This is a genomic window from Psychrobacter sp. YGAH215, from assembly GCF_007280595.1.
In the GTDB taxonomy this organism is placed as follows: domain Bacteria; phylum Pseudomonadota; class Gammaproteobacteria; order Pseudomonadales; family Moraxellaceae; genus Psychrobacter; species Psychrobacter faecalis.
Genome location: NZ_VKLR01000006.1, coordinates 92,706 through 112,561, shown reverse-complemented (window position 1 = coordinate 112,561; position 19,856 = coordinate 92,706). Strand labels below are relative to the sequence as shown.

Sequence of the window (19,856 nt, the reverse complement as noted above, 5' to 3'; positions counted from 1 at the left end):
ATGATGAGTACGCAAAATTTACTGATTATTGGTCAAGGTGATATCGGCTTACCAGTCACCAATAAGCTCGCTCAAGACGGTTTTAACGTCACGGGGCTGGCACGTCGTGAGCGTCATCATTATGCTTTAGATGCTAACGCTAAGTTTTTGCAAGCCGATGCGTTAACGCTCAGCGCTGATCAGCTGCAAGTCTTTACTGCGATAGCAATTATCGTCACCCCTGATGAGTATTCGACCAGCGGCTACCATGATAGTTATTTGGCCATCACTCAGGATCTGGCAACATTGGCGGATAAACTAACCAATCTTACGCGCGTTGTTTTTATCTCATCAACGGGTGTCTATGGGCAGGATAATGGCGCATGGATTGATGAAAATACCGTCCCTGTAACGCCAGAGCGTGAAGCTTCGCAAGTGATATTACAAGCGGAACAAGTATTGCAACAAGGTTTTGGTAATAGGGCGATTATCATTCGCCCAAGTGGTATTTATGGTCGCGAGCGCCTGATGCGGCTGCGTAAAGCCCGCGAGGAACAAAAAGAGCCAGTGGCAGCAGCGCATTGGAGCAATCGCATTATGGATCGTGATTTGGTTACTATTATTGCCAATGTCATGACCATAGACGCGCCAAAACCACTTTATATCGCCACTGATTATGCACCAGTCACCACTGTTGAGCTGAGCACTTGGTTAAGTGAGCAAATAGATACAGAGCCACCTGCTATTGATGACAATAAAACAGCGGTTACGGGGAAGCGCTTGCATAGCAACATTCCGTTAGCTTGGCTGGACTATCCTGATTGGCAAGCAGGTTATCGAGATATTTTGCAGCATCAACAGCAAAAACAACATCAAAAGTAAAATGACTGTTCGATTGTTTTTATTTTTACATCTTTTAAATTGGTAAGCCTAGGGAACATCTATGACCCAGCATTCTACTTCTGACGATGGTTTATCCAGTGCTGATTTTATGGCAGCAGAGGAGCAGTTTGCAGAAGGTCATGCTGAGCAGTCCGCTCATTTAGCAAATAGTCAGCAGCCGGCGATTGTCCATCCTAATTTTGATCCTAAGCGTTTGCCAATTGATCCTGCTCGGCCATTGACTGATATTCCAGAGCCTGCGCGGCGCTTAAATGGTCAGCTGCGCCGCTTATATGGCCGTTCGACCCGTTTTTATCAGCCCAAGACGGACAGCTTATCGAAATGGGCGCTAGTGGCTTCAGAAGCATTGGCCGAGCATTTATCACTGCTCAGTGCGGCAAAGCTGATTGAGCTGCCCGAGAGTTTTTATCACAATCATAGCGATCAGCCGTTATTATCGCCATTGACTGATATGACGTTGCTTGATATGGCAGATATTCAGCGCGCGCTACAGGCATACCCAAAGCTGACACGTTATGGGTTTGCAAGAGTCGATAGCATAAATATTGATAATAATATTAATAAGCCTTTAAAGACAGAATCCCTACGAGCATTGACCAGACGTTATAATCCTGATGAGCTGCTTAATAGCGTCTATGCTGACGATTGGCAAGTGGTATTGCAGCCGCAGCAATTTGACAGCGGCGCGGGCAGTTTGGCGACCGATATTATGGCTTGTAGTGTCGCCGTCCATGCTTTAAAGCAATGTAGTACGCGCAAAACCATCAATCACAGCTACAGCGCGGCGCAAATTTGTCAGCATCTGCGTAGTTATTTGCTCAGTCAAATAGTGTTTGAGCCCGCACAGCGCGATGCTCATCGTCAAGTGCGCTTATTTACGGGGCATATTATCGTTGCTGCCTATCATTTAGGCTGGGACATACAAGTCAGTCACGATGGGCAATGCTACTTTACTATCTCATCGCGCTGCGGGTTATTAACGCGTTATGCGAATATGCAAGATTATGATATCAACGGTTGGTCAAGTTAAGCCGACGCGACTATAATGCCTTGCACAACTTTTTGATTGTTCAATTTTCATTTTTCTTTGCTGATAGGAAGACCCTATGCTGAATGCCGCCACGCTTAATAACGCTCAACATCCACAAGATGCCTCATTTTCATCGCATCAATTTATCCAATTGGCTTTAGACAATCAGGTCTTAAAATTTGGCGAGTTTGTGCTTAAGTCTGGACGTATTAGTCCATACTTTTTTAATGCAGGTTTGCTGGCGTCGGGTGAGATGTTATCGTTATTAGCCCGTGGTTATGCCGATGCCTTAGCTGAAAAAATGAATGGGGCAGCCGAGCAAGAGCTGGTCATTTTTGGAGCGGCTTATAAAGGCATTCCCTTTGTCGCCGCAACCGCACAAGCGTTATGGCTACACCATGGCATCAATGCCAAATGGGGCTATAACCGTAAAGAGGCCAAAACCCATGGCGAAGGTGGTAATTTAGTCGGCGCTGATGTCAGCGGCAAGGCGGTTTGGGTGCTTGATGATGTGATTACTGCTGGCACGGCGATGCGCGAAGTGGTAGAGATTTTAGAGCAAGCGGGTGCCAGTGTGGCTGGTATTATCGTCGCCCTCGACCGTAAAGAAAAAGGTCTTGCGGAGCGCTCTGCTATTCAAGAGCTTGCAGCGACGCTAGAAGTACCAGTGCGTGCCCTTGTCGATATCGATGATTTAATCAGCTACTTAGCAGAAAGTAGCCCAGAAAAAGATGCGACCCAGCTTGCAAAAATGCAGCATTATCGCGCTCAGTACGGCGTATAATTTACCGCAGTTTTTACTGTATTTCAGTCATGCTTGAATGAATTTTTATGTATTCAGGCATATTGTCGCTGCCGGTTCGAACGATTAATACTATTTTAAATGATTAATACTATAACGTAAGTGAGCCTTATCATGAGCCAAGAAAAGCAAAATAAATCATTAAACATACTCGTCATCATGGACCCAATCGAGCAGGTCAATTATAAAAAAGACACCACGCTGGCGATGATGTGGTCGGCGCAAGACCGTGGGCACAGCCTTGGTTACTGCCAGATTCATGATTTATGGTTGGATCGTGGGCAATTGATGGTTGATACCCAGCCGGTGACAGTCAAGCGTGACCCGAATGATTTTTATACCTTGGGTGAGAAAGCGACAGCGCCGGTCAGCGCTTATGATGTGATTTTGATGCGTAAAGATCCGCCGTTTGATATGCGTTTTATTTATGCCACTTACATGCTTGACCACGCTAAGGCTGCAGGCGTACTGGTGGTCAACGACCCACAAGCGATACGCGATTGTAATGAAAAGCTGTTTGCGACTTGGTTTAGCGATTATATGAGTCCAACGATTGTTACCAGTAAACAGGCGCATATTCGCAAATTTATTACTGAGCAGCAAGACGTTATCGTTAAGCCTTTAGATGGTATGGGCGGTACGGGCATTTTTCGTTTGACCGCTGATAGTCCGAATATCGGCGTGACGCTGGAGATTTTAACCGAGCTCGAGACCCTGCCAATTATGGCGCAGCGTTATTTGCCAGAGATTAAGCAAGGCGATAAGCGTGTGTTAATCGTCGATGGCGAAGTGGTCGATTATAGCTTGGCGCGTATCCCGGTAAAAGGTGAAACGCGCGGAAATCTTGCCGCCGGTGGTAGTGGGGTTGCGATGCCGCTCACCGATATCGAGCGCCAAGTGGCAGAGGTAGTGGCGCCGATTGTCAAAGAAAAAGGGCTAATGTTCGTTGGTTTAGACTTAATCGGTGGCCGTATCACTGAAATTAACGTTACCAGTCCAACCTGTGTGCGTGAGATTGATGACCAATGCGGTACTGACATTGCAACTGACTTTATAATCGCTATCGAGAAAAAACTGGCTGTTTAAGCTATTTATTCTAAAGTATTGGTCTAAATAAAGCCTTTAAACGATAAGTTTAGGCAACGCCGTAAGGATAGAGTAATTTATCACTAAGCTATGTGCACAATACTTAAAAAACAGTGTGCTAAGCTATAACGATAGACCGTATCTCTTAATAGCACTTTTAAAAAGTGATAAAAAATCATGAAAAATGATTTTTTGACCTGTTAAGTGAATTTATAAAAGCCAAGCCGCGATGAATCACGGCTTGGATTTTTATTATTCATACGGCACAAAATGCTGTCTATCCGGCAGCGATTTACACTATACTATGCGGGCTTTTATAAGGCTGTTTTGGTTCGATAGATAGCGCAATCAAAAGATAATAAGTCTTTCATATACATAAAGAAAAGATAGGCAGACGTTCATGAAAACACCGCATATATTAATGATGGCTGCGGGGACAGGCGGGCATGTATTTCCAGCACTAGCAGTTAGCGAAGAATTGACCAAGCGCGGCGCGGTTATTCACTGGCTGGGTACGCCAAATGGCATGGAAAATCGCTTGGTTGCACCGACTGGCTATCCTTTTCATGCGATTGATATGCAAGGGCTGCGCGGTAAAGGCGTAGGGCGTTTGCTTAAGCTACCGGTTAATTTGTTGTCAGCGACGATGGCGGCGATCAAAGTCATCCGTGGCAATCAGATTGATGTGGTTGTTGGCTTTGGGGGTTATGTCACCGCGCCCGGCGGTATTGCGGCGCGTTTGACCAAAACGCCGCTGATTATCCATGAACAAAATGCCATTGCTGGCATGAGCAATCGTTATTTGGCCAAGATGGCGACCAAGGTCATGCAAGCGTTTGAGAATACCTTTGCTAGTAGCGAAAGTGATAGCAAGATAGAAACGGTGGGGAATCCTGTGCGCAATGCTATTAGCGGGGTTGCCGAGCCTAGTGTGCGTTACGATGTCAATGATAGCTCGCCGCTAAAATTATTGGTGGTTGGTGGCTCGCTTGGCGCGCAAGTGTTAAATGAGACGCTGCCAAAAGCATTGGCTTTGCTTGACCGTCCATTTGAGGTGCGTCATCAATGTGGACGCGATAATGAAACCGCTACGCAAGCGGCGTATGATAGTGAAGCATTAAGCGCTCATCAGTTCACTGTGCAGCCATTCATCGATGATATGGCAGCGGCGTATAATTGGGCGGATATCGTGGTTTGTCGAGCCGGTGCGTTGACAGTGACGGAAATTCAAAACGTTGGGATAGCGGCAATATTTGTCCCGCTACCAAGCGCCGTTGATGACCATCAGACCGCCAATGCGCGCACCTTGACCGAGCACCAAGCAGGGATTTTGCTGCCACAAAGCGAGCTAACTCCTAACAAGCTGAGTAATGAGCTCAATATGTTAGATAGACGCGCTTGTTTAGAGATGGCAGAAAAAGGCCATGCGCTTGCCAATCGTCAAGCTTGTCAGCGAGTTGCTGATATTATCTGGCAGGCGTTATAAAAGCTGATTGTTTTGTTTATTATTTTTATTACTTATTATTAACCAAATTTGTTCGTCTTCAATAAAGAGAAAACCCTATGCCGACCTCTGCTAAATCTTTAACTAAACGTTTGATTGAAATACCAGAAATGCGCCGTATCCAGCATTTGCATTTTGTTGGCATTGGTGGCTCGGGGATGTGTGGTATCGCTGAAGTGATGAACAATCAAGGTTATACAGTCAGTGGTTCGGATATTGCTGAGAGCTTGGTGACGAAGCGCTTAGCAGAAATTGGTATTGATATCGCGATTGGGCATGATTCCAAAAATATCGCTAATGCCGATGTCATCGTCGTCTCGTCTGCCATCGACCGTAGCAACCCTGAAGTAAAGGCAGCGCTTGAAGCGCGTCTGCCTGTGGTACGCCGTGCAGATATGCTCGGCGAGTTGATGCGCTATCGTCATGGTATCGCTGTAGCGGGCGCGCACGGTAAAACCACCACTACCAGTCTGCTGACCACCATGATGGCGGAAGGTAAGCTCGATCCGACTTATGTCATTGGCGGTAAATTAAATGCTTCTGGTAAAAATGCCGCGCTTGGTAGCAGCCGTTATTTAATTGCCGAAGCCGATGAATCTGATGCGTCGTTTTTAACTTTGCATCCGATGGCGGCGATTGTCACCAATATTGATCAAGACCATATGGAAACCTATGGCAACAGTTTTGATAAATTAAAAGCCGCTTATATCCAGTTTTTACAAAATATGCCGTTTTATGGTTTGGCGGTGGTCTGCGGTGACGACGCTGAATTGTACGCTATGATCGATGACATCGGGCGTCCGGTATTAACCTTTGGGCTTGAGCCGTTTAACGATGTACAGGCGGTTGATTTGGTTAGCGAAGGTACAAAAACCCACTTTACCGTCTTACGCCGTGACCGTGAGCCGTTACGTCTGACTTTAAATATTCCCGGTGTACACAACGTTTATAATGCACTGGCTGCTATTACCATGGCAACCGACGAAGGCGTCGACGATGAAGCAATTATCCGCGCCCTACAAAAATTTGCCGGTGTCGGTCGCCGCTTTGAGCAGCAAGCGTCTGTAGAAATAGACGATGGTAACGTCTTGCTGATTGATGATTACGGTCACCATCCAAGAGAAGTCGATGCAACCATTAAAGCGGCGCGTCAAAGCTTTCCTGAGCGCCGCTTAGTCATGATGTTCCAGCCGCACCGCTATAGTCGTACGCGTGATTGCTTTGATGATTTTGTCGAAGTGCTTTCAAGCGTCGATGAGTTGTTGTTATTGGACGTTTATCCTGCTGGTGAAACTCCGATTGCCGGCGCTGATACCAAAGCCTTGGCACGCAGTATCCGTTTGCGCGGTGCCGTTGAGCCAACGATTATCGATAAAGCTAATATCGCCCCAGCCATGCAGCGTTTGCTCAAAGCCAATGACATGCTAATTACTCAAGGCGCAGGAAATGTCGGACAAATAGCAGTCGAATTGGCTGCCAATAATCTATATATCAAACAAGCCGCAAAAGAACTTTAGGAATAAGACTCATGACTATCAATAACCAAGAAAACATTAAACAAGAAAACATTAAGCAAAAAAATGAAAGTAATATTGATAAAAGTATCAATGCAGACGCTAAAGCTACGATTGTCAATCCAGATCTGGCGTTAGCAGCGGCGGCACAAGCACAGCAAGATAATGCTGCAAGTCATGAGCAAAACGATAAGGCCGTTCCTAGCATCGCAAACAGCAAAGTCAAAGACGCCAGTCAGTTTGGTAAAGTTGCCGTCATTTGTGGCGGCAGTAGCAACGAGCGCAGCGTCTCATTAGACAGTGGGGCTGCCGTATTAAAAGCGCTACAAAATCAAGGTGTAAATGCCACGCATTTTGACCCAAAAGATCAAGACATTACCGAGCTGCGTAAGTTTGATCGCGTTTTTAACGTCTTGCATGGTCGCGGCGGCGAAGACGGTCTGCTACAAGGCGTGCTGCAATGGTTTAATATTCCGCAAACCGGTTCTGGTATTTTGGCATCAGCGCTTGGAATGGATAAAGTCCGCACCAAGCAGCTTTGGCAAGGCTGCGGCTTATCAACCGCGCCATTTTCATTGTTAACCGCGGATACCGACTGGCAGCAAGTGGTGAATATGCTTGGCTTGCCGCTGATTATCAAACCAGTCCATGAAGGCTCAAGTATCGGTATGACCAAAGTCAATAACCTCGATGAATTGCCTGCCGCTTATGCAACGGCGGTGCAGTGCGGTGACGCGGTGATGGCTGAGCGCTGGATTACTGGGCGCGAATTTACCATTGTTATTATCGATGACGAAGCTTATCCAGTGATACGCCTTGAGCCTGCTGATATCACCAACTTCTATGATTTTGAAGCCAAATACAACCGTAACGATACCAGCTACTACATACCTTGTGGGCTAAGCACTGCGGATGAAAAGCACCTACAAGATTTGAGCTTGGCGGCATTCCGTGCTGTCGATGCTAAAGGCTGGGGACGTATTGATGCGATGCAAGACGAAGCAGGCAACTTTTGGCTACTCGAAATTAATACCGTGCCGGGTATGACCAGTCATAGCTTGGTGCCAATGGCTGCCAAAGCTCGCGGTATGGATTTTGAGGCTTTATGCTGGCATATTCTAGCGCAAACTTTAGAAGTATAGATTTGGCCAAATATATATTTGCTTAAATATCCTTTAAATGGGCTGTTTAACGTTCTTTAATTAACCATACATTTAACCATGAAGAGCACTACTTAATGCAGACAAATGTATCGCTAGCCCTGCTATAACACAGCTTCGTGTAAACTTGTGTAAATTCGTTGTTAGTAGTAAGGGTTGAGCTATTGTTTAAACGTAAAATACGTTAATATTGTAATTATTGGTCTATATTAGTGATATTTATAGTTATTTACGCAATTTCTTTAAGTTATTCATTAAATAAGAAAAATGTTACGTTTTAATGCGCCTAACTGAGCTTTATCGCTCGTTTTAGACAAATAAATTGATAATATGGCAGTTTCATCGCTTGCTGTACCGATTAGTAGATTTACCATTAATAATAAGCACTATTGGCGTTATGCAAATAGTTTAAGCAAAAATAGGGACGACATGTATTATGACTCAAACTGTCAATGACATCGCTGACTTGATGAGTGATAAAACCTCGCACCCTAAATCTAATTTGCAAATACCCTCCATGCTCAGATATTTTTTCACAGTATTGGTGTTAGGTTTGCTGGTGCTGATATTGGTCATGGGCGGTAAAGCATTGCGTGATGCACCGCCCGCCGCTATCCACGTTGACGATAGAGGGCTGACCGTAGCGCAATATCGTGTGTTACAACAAGTGATGAACCAACAAAGCGTGAGTAGTTTTTTTACTTCTGATTTGCAGGCGCTCAGAGATATCTCTACCGGTCTTGCTTGGGTGGACCAAGTCAGTATCAGCCGTGATTGGCAACAAGGTATTGTCGTGAAAGCGCTGCCAAAACAGGCCGTAGCAAATTTTGGTACCGAGCGTTTAGTCGATGCCAAAGGGGCGGTTTTCGTGCCGGCTGATAGTAGAGAGCTGACGCAAGAGCGTTTTGCGACGTTGCAAGGTGATATGGCGCAAGCGCCCGTTATTATGCAACAAATGCAGCAAGTCAATGATTGGTATGCGCCGCTTGGTATGCAAGTTGAAGATATTATTTTGTCACCAAGAATGACGTGGCTGATTCGCTTTGATAATGGTCAACGTGTCATCGTTGATAATGAAAATACTGCGCAAAAACTGTTGAATTTAAGTCAGCTGCTCGGTAATCAGTTAAGCAATCGCCGCGATGAAATACAGTCTGTCGATCTTCGTTATAAAAATGGATTTACTATCGCATGGAATCTGGCGCCGCCAAAAACTACTGAAACACCACCGTAAATGAATAAAACATCAAGAAAGCAGTCAAAACCTTATATTTGTCTGCTTTCTTGATATAAAGAGTTAACATACAATATCACCGCGTGCTGCTAGCGCTTTTTAATGATTTAATGGAGACGTCATCTGGTCTCCTGTTTAGCGATAATTTGTCTGGTACCATGAAAAATACTGAAAATCTGGTTGTTGTCCATCTAAGTGCCACGGCAGTATATGTCGTCATTGGCAGTGTTGTCTCTGCAAAAGACATTCGTATTATGGGTGTGGGGCAAGTTAAAAATAGCGACTTTTATCAAGGTCAGATAAAGCATCGTGAACGTTTGCAGGGCGCTATCAAACAAGCCATTCAAGAAGCAGAAGATACCGCCAATTGCCGTGTACATAGTGTCTGGTTGACCATGGCGACGCCTGAGCTATTAAGTAAAAATAGTGCAGGCGATGTCAGAGTCGAAGACGAAGTCGTCCGTGCCAAAGATATGGTGCAAGCGCTGTCAAATGCCAAATCGCAAGACTTGTCGCCTGATTATTATTTGATGCATTGCTGCCAGCAAGGTATCTATATCGACAACCAAGAGTTTATGGTTGATGATGCTATTGATATGGTCGCGCACAATATCACTGTGATGTATCACATGATGATGATGCCAGTGTCTAGCCGTCAGAATATCCAAAAGTTATTACAAAGCTGTGACGTCGGTATTGACCATATCGTTTTTGATGCGGTTACCAGTGCCGAATACAGTTTGATGAGTGATGAGCGTCAGCAAGGGGTTTGCTTGGTCGATATCGGTGCGAGTACCACCAGTATTTGCGTTTATAAAGAAAATAAGCTGATTTTCACCCACTGTATCGCTACCGGCAGTCATGAAGTAACGATGGATATCTCAGCCGACGTTGGTATCTCGATGATAGAGGCGGAAAGGCTGAAAAAAACGTATGGTACCGTTGATATCAATAGCGTCGATCCTAGCTCATTCTTTCTCTTTAAGCCGCAAGGGTCGGGCGATGAAATTAATATTGGTACGTATAATTTAGCGCGTATTATTGAAGCGCGATATGTGCAGATTTTTACTGAAGTGGTTCGCCAATTACGTGATGCGGATTTGCTAGGCTATATTGATAAAGGCATTGTACTCACAGGCGGTGGCAGCGCTATTAAGGGCATGATACCTTTTGCCAAAAAGCTGCTGAAAATGCCGGTGGTATTGACCAATACCCATCCTGCTATTAGTGCTTATAATCATTTTGATAATGATGAATCGTTTAAGCAGCTGAATATGCAGGTCAATGATCGCGCTTATCAAACCGCGTTTGGTACATTACTATATAGTCAAAGCGAACAGTTTCGCCGTAGTGAAAAAAGTGAGCCGGAAGCGATTCAAAAGAATCGTGTCACGGGTGTTTTTCAAAGTGCAGGGCAACGTTTTGCCAGTGTACTCAAAAAGATATTATAATCTGCTGTAAACTTACTCAGATGAAGCAGTTAAGAGCCTGCCGCAGTATTATAGGTAAGCATATTTAAAGCAACACCCTGTACAATAACGGCATATATAGGCTAAGCACAACTATTTAAGCCATTGCCCTGTTTTATTTAAATACATTTATATATAGTAAGTCGATAGCGCGCCATATGAGTGTGTTACCACGTATCGACCATCACGCTATCTGCAACTGGAGAAACCTTTTTATGTCAAAATACACCATGCCAGATGATAATCAGCTTCAAAACAACGGCCAGGCAAGCTTCACTGTATTCGGTGTGGGCGGCGGCGGCGGTAATGCGGTTGAGCATATGGTACAACAAGGGATTAGAGGTGTAACGTTTGTCTGTGCCAATACGGATAAACAAGCGCTCGATCGTCTAACAGCGCCGCATAAATTGCAGCTTGGTGCCAAAACCAACCGCGGTCTTGGCGCAGGGGCAAACCCAGAAGTCGGTCGTGAAGCGGCAGAAGCAGATGAAGAAGCCATCCGTGCGTTACTCGAGCATTCAGATATGGTGTTCATTACCGCAGGTATGGGCGGTGGTACAGGTACGGGTGCGGCGCCAGTGGTTGCGCGTATTGCCAAAGAAATGGAAGTGTTGACCGTAGCAGTTGTAACAACGCCGTTTAAGTTTGAAGGTGGTAAGCGCATTAAGGCTGCCAAAGCAGGTATTGAGCAGTTGACCAATTTCGTTGACTCAATCATTACGATTCCTAATGATAAGCTTATGAGCGTCTACGGCAACATCTCTATGCAAGATGCTTTCAAAAAGGCCGATGACGTTTTATTGCATGCGGTACAAGGTATTGCAGAAACCATCGCTAGCGAAGGTATGATTAACATTGACTTTAATGACATTCGCACCGCGATGACTGCTAAAGGTCATGCTATGATGGGTATTGGCCGTGCTAGCGGCGATGATCGTGCGCGTCAAGCAACCGAAAAAGCCATCAGATCGCCATTACTTGATGATTTACGTTTAGAGAATGCCAAAGGCTTACTCGTTAACGTTATTTCTTCTGAGTCATTATCGCTCGATGAGATGAGTAAAATCAGTGTCATCGTTGAAGAAATCACCGATATCGACGATGCCCATATTTTCTACGGCTCTGTTATCGATGAAAAAATGGGTGATGATTTGCATGTGACGGTTATCGCAACGGGTCTGACCTTAGATGAAAATGCGGGTCAAGAGCCTGAAGTCGTGGAGCAGCCAGTACCTTCTGTTAATAGTACCCAGCCTGTGGATCCGAACTTGCACACCAGTGCGCTAAACAGCCAAAAACAAGCGCAAGCGCAGTATCAAGAAAGCCCCGTACGCGCAAATGTGACGCAAGAACAGCCTAAAACTAAAACCAATAGCATTCAAGATTATCTAAAGCGTCAACAGAATAAATAGTCTTTAACAAAGCAATCATTAGATAGTTTGAATAAAAAAGCCAGTATTTCGATACTGGCTTTTTTGTTTTTTAAAAAAGTAAAAAAAATAAAAGGTTGATGGTTAATAAATAGGCTTTAGACATAATTTAGCTAAGATTGAGCATTTGTTACGCTATAAAAATAAACGTTAAAATAATGACGATAAGTGTTATCAATTAAAGAGATAAGCAAATTAACGCTTTTTAGCGCTAGCGAAATAGGGTCGGGTAATGCTACACTATGGCAATTGTAACAAAATATGTGAGAAGACAGCCATGAACCAACGAACCATAAAAACAGCAATAGCCGTTACAGGTACTGGTCTTCATAGTGGTCAACCTGTTGACTTAGAGTTTCATCCGCAGCCTATTAATACTGGCATTATTTTTGAGCGTTCTGATATAGCAGGTAGCGAACCGATTCCTGCCAGTGCCTTTTTGGTACAAGATACCATGATGTCATCGAATCTAGTATTTGGTGGCACGCGTGTGGGTACCGTTGAGCATTTGCTCAGTGCGATAGCAGGGCTAGGGGTTGATAACCTATTAATCCGCGTATCAGCGTCGGAGATACCAATTATGGATGGTAGCGCCGCGCCATTTGTAGGTTTGCTACTGCAAGCAGGTTTCTGTGAACAAGAAGCAGCAAAGCGTTTTATTAAAATTGTGCGTCCTGTCCGCGTCAAAGTTGATGATAAATGGGCAGAGCTGCGTCCTTATGATGGTTTTGAGTTAAATTTCGAGATTGATTTTGACCATCCTGCTATTAATAAAGATTTTCAGCATGCACAATTGCAGTTCTCGACGCAAAATTTTATTGAACAATTAAGCTCAGCGCGTACTTTTGGTTTTTTACGAGATATCGAGGCTCTACGCCAAAATAACCTGGCGCTAGGTGGCAGTATGGACAATGCGATTGTTATTGATGATGCCAATATTCTTAATGAAGAAGGGCTGCGTTTTAATGATGAATTCGTGCGTCATAAAATTCTTGATGCTTTAGGCGACTTATACCTCATTGGCTACCCTATCTTAGGTCGTTTTAATGCTTATAAATCTGGTCACGCATTAAACAATATGCTGGTACGCGAGATATTATCCGATCCTAGTAACTTTGAAATTGTAACTTTTGATGACAATGTAAGTTGTCCTATCGAATATTTACCTTTAAATCGTATAACAGTCGAAGGATAAATACACGAATATACACGAAGTATCGAAACATTTACGTAATATTACATAAATTGGTTATAAGCAGTACTAAATAATATTCATTTAAATAGATATTCCCTCATCTATTTTTGAAAAAATTAGCTACAACTCCGATAGAATAAAAGCTGTAGGAGATAAAAAAATCATCTGTCAGTACGGTTCATATTATGAATCACACTGACAGATGATTTTTTTTGTTTACAAGATTACAAAAATACAGCTTTAGCCGAGTCGAATATGGGTTTGTTTTACATAACTTTACATAGTAAACCATAATTTTTTAGGATTTAATTAAGCGCAAAAGTGCATTTTTAAGATTTTTATCGGTGGTGACATGCTCTGCAGCCTGTGATATAGTCCGCTTTGTGTTTTGGCTAAGGGCCTGATTTTCATGGGCTTTACGAGGCTTTGGTAAGGACGCTGATAACGCTTGTGATGATTTAGAATAATTATTATGAGCGGGAATATTGGCTACGACGACGCGAATTTGCTTGAGTTGTTTAAATGTAATCGACTGCTCTGTTAATACCTGCAAATAGGCGTTCTGCAAATAGCGAATATGATTGGCAGCGGTCATCGAGTCCACACTGAGTATAAGTTGCTCAGCGGTTAAGCCCACGACCCAGCAGTTATTGAGGATTTCCTCAGGTAGACAATCTACCAAAAGCTCTTTTACCTCGGTCGTTGCTTGTAGATATAAACGCATATTGTCAGCAAGAGTTTGTGGTAGTGCGCTACCGGCAAAAGCTTGATGATCAATCAGTTTAGCAAGTCGGTTAGGTTGTTTCTTTGACATCGTAAACACTCATCTTCTAGGTGACAGCAGCGATATTCATCATAAACAGCGAGCTTTTGTACTACGGATTTTATCATGTTTATTTCATGGTCATCTTCCCTAAATTAATTCATGCTTTGTCACGGACGGCGAGCAATCCTGTATTTACAATAGGTAGTAAATTTATGAAACAAGCTTTATTAATTTTGTCAGTATTGGGAATGGGTATAGCACAGACGAGTGGTGCTGTCGAAACAACCTTTCAACCAAATAATACCTTGAGTCATACCATTACAAATATCTCTACTTCTGCGAACTACGGTTCAAGTCGCAATATCTATAGCACCAATAGCGGTGCTTATGTTTCTAGCAATGACGAAATCAGTCAAGCGATTGACAATCTTAGTGCGCATGCAAAACAGAAAGAATACCAGCTTGCTTCGCTAACCAGCCGCTTGTCTTATGAGCAGCGTCAGCAGCAAGCAAGCTCAGTGCCAGATCGTTATTCTGCACCTGCGATTGCCGCCGCCAATGCTTCACGTGTGGCGCTATCTAGCAGTAGTGGTTACTGTGCTCGTTATGTGCGTAAAGCCCTACAATCAGCGGGTTATGAATTTACGCCTAACCCTTCAGCGTATCAGTATGCCTCTCGTGGCACATTGGCCCAAGCTGGCTTTACCAAAATCAGTAACAATACGCAGCCACAAGTAGGCGACGTCGTGGTCTATGATCGCACCTCAAGACGCCCGCATGGCCATATTCAAATATTTGATGGTAATGATTGGGTTTCTGACTTCCGTCAAAACAGCATTAGCCCATACAGCGGTCATCATAACTACACGACATGGCGTGATTCAAAATACGTCGATGATGCATCAGATCGCGGTATCTACCTTGCAATGGCTGACAAATAAGCAGCAGCTAGATGTAACGTAATTCAAAAGTTTTCTCCGAACCCAGTAATGCTCTTTATGACATTACTGGTTTTTTTATGTATTAAATTCAGAAACATAAAATTAGAAAGCGTGAGAGGAAAATGTAGAGTGCATTAACGTTTTAAGAGGATTGCACCATTGCGGCCTATTTATCAAATACTGGCCAATACTGCATGTCGTGAAAATCTGGCGGGGCGGCGTGATTGGGCGCGAAATATAATGCCGTCTTACCAAGTTTAGTATCAAAGCTCAAAATCACACAAGGATGGATGTATTCAATGCCAATCTCATCGTTGGTAGTCTGTACTTGGGATAATTGGTTTAATGATAAATAAAAGCTACGCTCGAAATGATAAGTTTTAGCGCCAGCTGCTAATGGATCATTAAAAGAGGGGGTTGGGATTGAACCCGCTTGCAGCGCTGCGTTGTCAGCGGCGTTACTCACTGAGAAGGGAGTAGCTGTCCAATCAATAGAAGCCCGTGTTTGCCCATTTCCTTGTAAAAGCGGCGTCGGCGGTAATGTCGCAGGCTTACGATAGTCGGCAAATTGATAAAGCGCATAACGGCCGTCAGGACTAGCGTTTATTTCCATATAAGGGTTTGTTTGAATATTATCTTTATCTATCGTAACGGTGCTGTTTATCAACTCGCCCGCTAAAAAGCACTCAAGACAAGTCTGTTCCCATAAATAATCTGCAAAACCTACTTGTTCAGCTTGCCAGTTTGGCCAGTACAATTGCGCTGATAACGATTTAAGCGGTAGCGTTATGCAGTAATCAAGCTGTAATTGCCATTCTGTAGGTTGGGCAATTACAGCTCTATTGACCAAAGTTGCGACCACTTCTACTTCGATGCCTTGTAAGTCTGCTATGGTGACACCTAGCTGCTCGGCATCAGCGGCTAGCGTATCAGTTGCTAAGCATAAATTAAAAATTTGGCTCATAGGTCGATAATATCCAGAGTTTAATATCAGTAGCGCATTATCATATTTGTAGTATTTTATTTAGAACTGACTATGAATAGCATAAAAGCCGCGAGCAAATGCAGCGCGGCTTTTATTCAATAAGATAGAACATAAGCTAAAATTAAATAGGTAGCTTATTTATTGGGCGTGACGCGCAAGGTTTGACAGCTTTGGATTGGCGTTTGGGTTTTGACGCAGTAACAGCGCCATACGGCCAATTGAGTGTATCAAAGACGCATTAGCCGCTGCGGCAAGCTCAGCGCCGATGACATCGCGCTCTTCTTTGCTGCCAGCTGGCAATTTTACTTTGATAAGTTCATGATCGGTCAAAGCGCGATCAATCTCTTCAGCGATGCTTGGGGTAATGCCTTTATTGCCAATCATAACAATCGGTTTTAGGTCATGACCAATGCCTTTTAGGCGTTTAACGGTAGCGTTATCGAGTTGCATACTATTCCTAGATGTTGGTAAAAATAAAAGCAGGTGCTATTGCGAGCAGATAATGACCATTATAGATAATCTATGGTCACCTTGCATGAGATCAGCAGGATTTTGCACGATTTTACGTGATGAAAATGTTAAACTGAAAGTATAAGTACATTATAAACGCTACAGGTTTATAAAGCAGTGTTTTTGCCAAGAGAATTTAGCGGTTAAAGAGTAATGAGACAGATACAAGATTTCGTTGTTCAGCAATAGCGTAATGATATGCTGATAAAAGCGCTTTTATAGATAATTAATAGACACTTATTAAAAATGTCATAAACAATCCCTTTATAAACCGCCAGTCGTGTTTTACAAACGATGTATTTGCAAGCAGGTATATTACCAGACAATAGGAGCAGTCATTTTGGTCACGCGTATTGAAAATAAAAAATTGTCAAAAAGCAGCAGTGCTTGGATGCAAGAGCATATTGACGATCCTTATGTGAAAAAAGCCCAAAAAGATGGCTACCGTGCCCGCGCTGCTTATAAATTGTTGGAGATAAATGAGAAAACCAACCTGATTAAAAAAGGCATGACCGTCGTAGATTTAGGCAGTGCGCCCGGCAGTTGGTCGCAAGTCGCTGGCAAATTGGTCGGTGAAAAAGGCGTCCTGATTGCCTCTGATATACTGCCGATGGATACCTTGCCCGATGTGACCTTTATTCAAGGTGATTTTCGTGAGGCAGACGTGTTCGAGCGTATCATGGCAGAAGTCGGCAACCGGCAGGTCGATGTGGTGCTATCAGATATGGCACCCAATACCGCTGGTAACAGCGCCATTGATCAGCCGCGCATGATGTATTTATGCGAGCTGGCGGTCGATTTCGCGCTGGCAACCTTACCCGAAGGTGGCGCGCTTATTATGAAAGTGTTTCAAGGCGAGGGGACACAAGAATTACGCAAGCAGATGCAGGCAGATTTTAGTAAAATTCGTAGTATCAAACCGGGTGCTTCACGACCACGCTCAAAAGAGATGTTTTGGATTGCCATTAAGTAGTAGGTCGTTTAACTATTTAATAAAAAGGTTTTAACGTCAATCAGTTGCGCGAATCATCCATCCTATAAAGTGTGATAAAAGGTCACCATAAAGGCTATGGTTAATGAGCGTAAAAACGCTATAATCCGTTAACTGAATAAATGTGATTGCTGCTTGAATTATACAGGTTAGCACCACATATCATGATATATTAACTTTGTTTTACATCTATATTTTTACATCTATGTATCAAGCCTATGTTTTAAACAAAGTCGTCTGAGAGTAAACGCTTTAACCGCTCAGTTATTCATTTTAGTTCGTTTATTTATCGTTTTGCTCGGGTTTTTAGAGGCATTAAATCTTAGTAAAAATAATAATTTGCAGCTAGGCATTGAATTGTGAGCCATACGTTTATATATAGACGTCACGTGTTTAGTAAACACACCAATAAGTAAGGGATGGGAATAACTAGTGAGCGACATGGTAAAAAATACCTTATTGTGGCTGGTGGTGATCGGTGTTTTAGTGCTGGTGTTTAGCGGCTTTGACAAATCATCTGAGCCGGATAATCTTAACTACTCGGAGTTCGTGACCGCCGTGTCAGAAAACCAAGTAGCCAGTGTTGAAATCGATGGCGAGCAAATCACCGGCGAGAAGAAAAATGGTTCATCATTTGAGACCATTCGTCCAGCTGTGACTGATGATCAGCTAATGCCACTATTGCGCGAAAACCAAGTTGAAGTGCAAGGCACCGCGCCTAAGCGTCAAAGTGTTTTGATGCAACTGCTAATAGCCAGTTTCCCAATTTTATTGATTATTGGTCTGTTTTTATTCTTTATGCGTAATATGCAGGGCGGCGCTGGTGGCAAAGGCGGCGGTCCAATGAGCTTTGGTAAATCAAAAGCTAAAATGCTGACTGAAGACCAAATCAAGGTCAACTTTGATGACGTTGCTGGCTGTGAAGAAGCCAAAGAAGAAGTCGTCGAGGTTGTTGAGTTTTTACGCGACCCTGATAAATTTACTAAGCTTGGCGCGACGATTCCACGTGGTATCTTGATGGTTGGTCCTCCAGGTACGGGTAAAACACTATTGGCAAGAGCCATTGCTGGTGAAGCCAAAGTACCTTTCTTCTCGATTTCAGGTTCTGACTTCGTTGAAATGTTCGTCGGTGTTGGTGCCTCACGTGTACGTGATATGTTTGAACAAGCGAAGAAGAGTGCGCCTTGTATTATCTTTATTGATGAGATTGATGCAGTCGGTCGTCATCGTGGCTCTGGTATGGGCGGCGGTAATGATGAGCGTGAGCAGACATTGAACCAATTATTGGTTGAAATGGATGGTTTTGAAGGTAACGAAGGCGTTATCGTCATTGCGGCAACTAACCGTGCAGACGTTCTTGATAAAGCACTATTGCGCCCAGGTCGTTTTGACCGTCAGGTGCAAGTAGGTCTGCCCGATATCAAAGGTCGCGAGCAAATCCTTAAAGTACATTTACGCAAATTACCGAATACTATCGGTGTTGATGCGCATGCATTGGCTCGTGGTACGCCAGGATTTAGTGGTGCGCAGCTTGCTAATCTTGTTAACGAATCCGCATTGTTTGCCGCGCGTCGTAACAAACGTAGCGTTGATATGAATGATTTTGAAGACGCAAAAGACAAGCTATATATGGGTCCTGAGCGCAAATCTATGGTTATCCGTGAAGAAGAGCGCCGCGCGACGGCTTATCATGAAGCAGGTCATGCGCTAGTTGCAGAATTGCTACCAGGCACCGATCCTGTCCATAAAGTGACGATTATGCCACGTGGTTTTGCCCTTGGTGTGACTTGGCAGCTACCTGAGCATGATCAGACCAGCATGTATAAGTCGAAAATGCTTAACGATATTGCGATATTGTTTGGTGGACGTATTGCTGAAGAAGTCTTTATCAATCAAATGTCAACGGGCGCTTCAAACGACTTTGAACGTGCGACCAAAATGGCACGCGCGATGGTAACCAAATATGGTATGTCAGATGCGCTAGGCATCATGGTTTACGAAGACGATGATAGCTCACAGGGCTACTTTGGTGGCGGTGGTCGGACGATTTCGGAAGCCACGCAGCAAAAAGTTGATGAAGAAGTACGCCGTATGCTGGAAGAGCAATATGATATCGCCCGCGAATTGATTGAAGGCAATCAAGACAAAATGCATGCGATGGTAGATGCGCTGATGAAATGGGAAACCATTGACCGCGATCAGTTGCAGGATATTTTGGCAGGTGAAGAGCCTCGTCCGCCAAGAGTCTATCAGCCTAATGAAGTAGACTTATCGAAAACTGATATTAAACCGACGAATTCTACACCGCCGCCATTACCAGCGATGTAGTTTCTCGTTTATTACAATCTCATAGATAG

Annotated in this window: 17 protein-coding genes; 14 read left to right on the top strand and 3 right to left on the bottom strand. The window is 43.8% G+C overall.

From position 1 onward, the window contains the following. The first annotated feature begins 3 nt into the window (after positions 1-3). The 11 genes from FOR85_RS03155 to lpxC all read left to right on the top strand — a co-directional run bounded on the left by FOR85_RS03155 (position 4) and on the right by lpxC (position 13,306). Entirely contained in the window at positions 4-861 is an 858-nt protein-coding gene (locus FOR85_RS03155) for an SDR family oxidoreductase (RefSeq protein ID WP_144296673.1), read from the top strand. Between the two features lie 61 nt (positions 862-922). Continuing rightward, positions 923-1,912, top strand: coding sequence for a hypothetical protein (locus FOR85_RS03150; RefSeq protein WP_144296672.1), 990 nt, complete (start codon positions 923-925; stop codon positions 1,910-1,912). A gap of 76 nt (positions 1,913-1,988) precedes the next feature. Beyond that, positions 1,989-2,696 (top strand): orotate phosphoribosyltransferase, encoded by a 708-nt coding sequence (gene pyrE / locus FOR85_RS03145; RefSeq protein WP_144296671.1) that lies wholly within the window; start codon positions 1,989-1,991, stop codon positions 2,694-2,696. A 132-nt stretch (positions 2,697-2,828) separates the two neighbouring features. Beyond that, a complete protein-coding gene (gene gshB / locus FOR85_RS03140; RefSeq protein ID WP_144296670.1) occupies positions 2,829-3,800 on the top strand; it encodes a glutathione synthase in 972 nt (323 codons plus the stop codon). A gap of 400 nt (positions 3,801-4,200) precedes the next feature. Next, positions 4,201-5,286, top strand: coding sequence for an undecaprenyldiphospho-muramoylpentapeptide beta-N-acetylglucosaminyltransferase (gene murG / locus FOR85_RS03135; protein WP_144296669.1), 1,086 nt, complete (start codon positions 4,201-4,203; stop codon positions 5,284-5,286). Positions 5,287-5,363: 77 nt separating this feature from the next. Continuing rightward, the gene (gene murC / locus FOR85_RS03130; protein WP_144296668.1) at positions 5,364-6,821 is read left to right on the top strand and encodes a UDP-N-acetylmuramate--L-alanine ligase; all 1,458 of its coding nucleotides are present in this window, start codon (positions 5,364-5,366) and stop codon (positions 6,819-6,821) included. An 11-nt stretch (positions 6,822-6,832) separates the two neighbouring features. Continuing rightward, positions 6,833-7,960 (top strand): D-alanine--D-alanine ligase, encoded by a 1,128-nt coding sequence (locus FOR85_RS03125; protein WP_223808487.1) that lies wholly within the window; start codon positions 6,833-6,835, stop codon positions 7,958-7,960. A gap of 454 nt (positions 7,961-8,414) precedes the next feature. Beyond that, a complete protein-coding gene (locus tag FOR85_RS03120; protein ID WP_144296667.1) occupies positions 8,415-9,212 on the top strand; it encodes a cell division protein FtsQ/DivIB in 798 nt (265 codons plus the stop codon). A gap of 110 nt (positions 9,213-9,322) precedes the next feature. After that, the gene (gene ftsA, locus FOR85_RS03115; RefSeq protein WP_144296666.1) at positions 9,323-10,663 is read left to right on the top strand and encodes a cell division protein FtsA; all 1,341 of its coding nucleotides are present in this window, start codon (positions 9,323-9,325) and stop codon (positions 10,661-10,663) included. A 233-nt stretch (positions 10,664-10,896) separates the two neighbouring features. Then, entirely contained in the window at positions 10,897-12,093 is a 1,197-nt protein-coding gene (gene ftsZ / locus FOR85_RS03110; protein ID WP_144296743.1) for a cell division protein FtsZ, read from the top strand. Between the two features lie 295 nt (positions 12,094-12,388). Continuing rightward, a complete protein-coding gene (gene lpxC, locus FOR85_RS03105; protein ID WP_068403793.1) occupies positions 12,389-13,306 on the top strand; it encodes a UDP-3-O-acyl-N-acetylglucosamine deacetylase in 918 nt (305 codons plus the stop codon). A 298-nt stretch (positions 13,307-13,604) separates the two neighbouring features. Here lpxC and FOR85_RS03100 read toward each other — a convergent pair whose 3' ends face one another. Next, entirely contained in the window at positions 13,605-14,120 is a 516-nt protein-coding gene (locus FOR85_RS03100) for a hypothetical protein (protein WP_144296665.1), read from the bottom strand. 164 nt (positions 14,121-14,284) lie between these two features. On the opposite strand from FOR85_RS03100, the gene FOR85_RS03095 reads away from it, so the two are divergent. Beyond that, the gene (locus FOR85_RS03095; RefSeq protein WP_144296664.1) at positions 14,285-15,013 is read left to right on the top strand and encodes a CHAP domain-containing protein; all 729 of its coding nucleotides are present in this window, start codon (positions 14,285-14,287) and stop codon (positions 15,011-15,013) included. A 166-nt stretch (positions 15,014-15,179) separates the two neighbouring features. On the opposite strand, the gene FOR85_RS03090 is transcribed toward FOR85_RS03095, so the two are convergent. Continuing rightward, positions 15,180-15,977: a hypothetical protein gene (locus FOR85_RS03090; RefSeq protein ID WP_144296663.1), complete on the bottom strand. Its 798-nt coding sequence runs from the start codon at positions 15,975-15,977 to the stop codon at positions 15,180-15,182. Between the two features lie 159 nt (positions 15,978-16,136). After that, a complete protein-coding gene (locus tag FOR85_RS03085; protein WP_144296662.1) occupies positions 16,137-16,448 on the bottom strand; it encodes a YhbY family RNA-binding protein in 312 nt (103 codons plus the stop codon). Between the two features lie 400 nt (positions 16,449-16,848). On the opposite strand from FOR85_RS03085, the gene FOR85_RS03080 reads away from it, so the two are divergent. Beyond that, positions 16,849-17,481 (top strand): RlmE family RNA methyltransferase, encoded by a 633-nt coding sequence (locus tag FOR85_RS03080; RefSeq protein WP_144296661.1) that lies wholly within the window; start codon positions 16,849-16,851, stop codon positions 17,479-17,481. 450 nt (positions 17,482-17,931) lie between these two features. Continuing rightward, entirely contained in the window at positions 17,932-19,827 is a 1,896-nt protein-coding gene (ftsH, locus tag FOR85_RS03075; RefSeq protein ID WP_144296660.1) for an ATP-dependent zinc metalloprotease FtsH, read from the top strand. Positions 19,828-19,856: the final 29 nt, after the last annotated feature.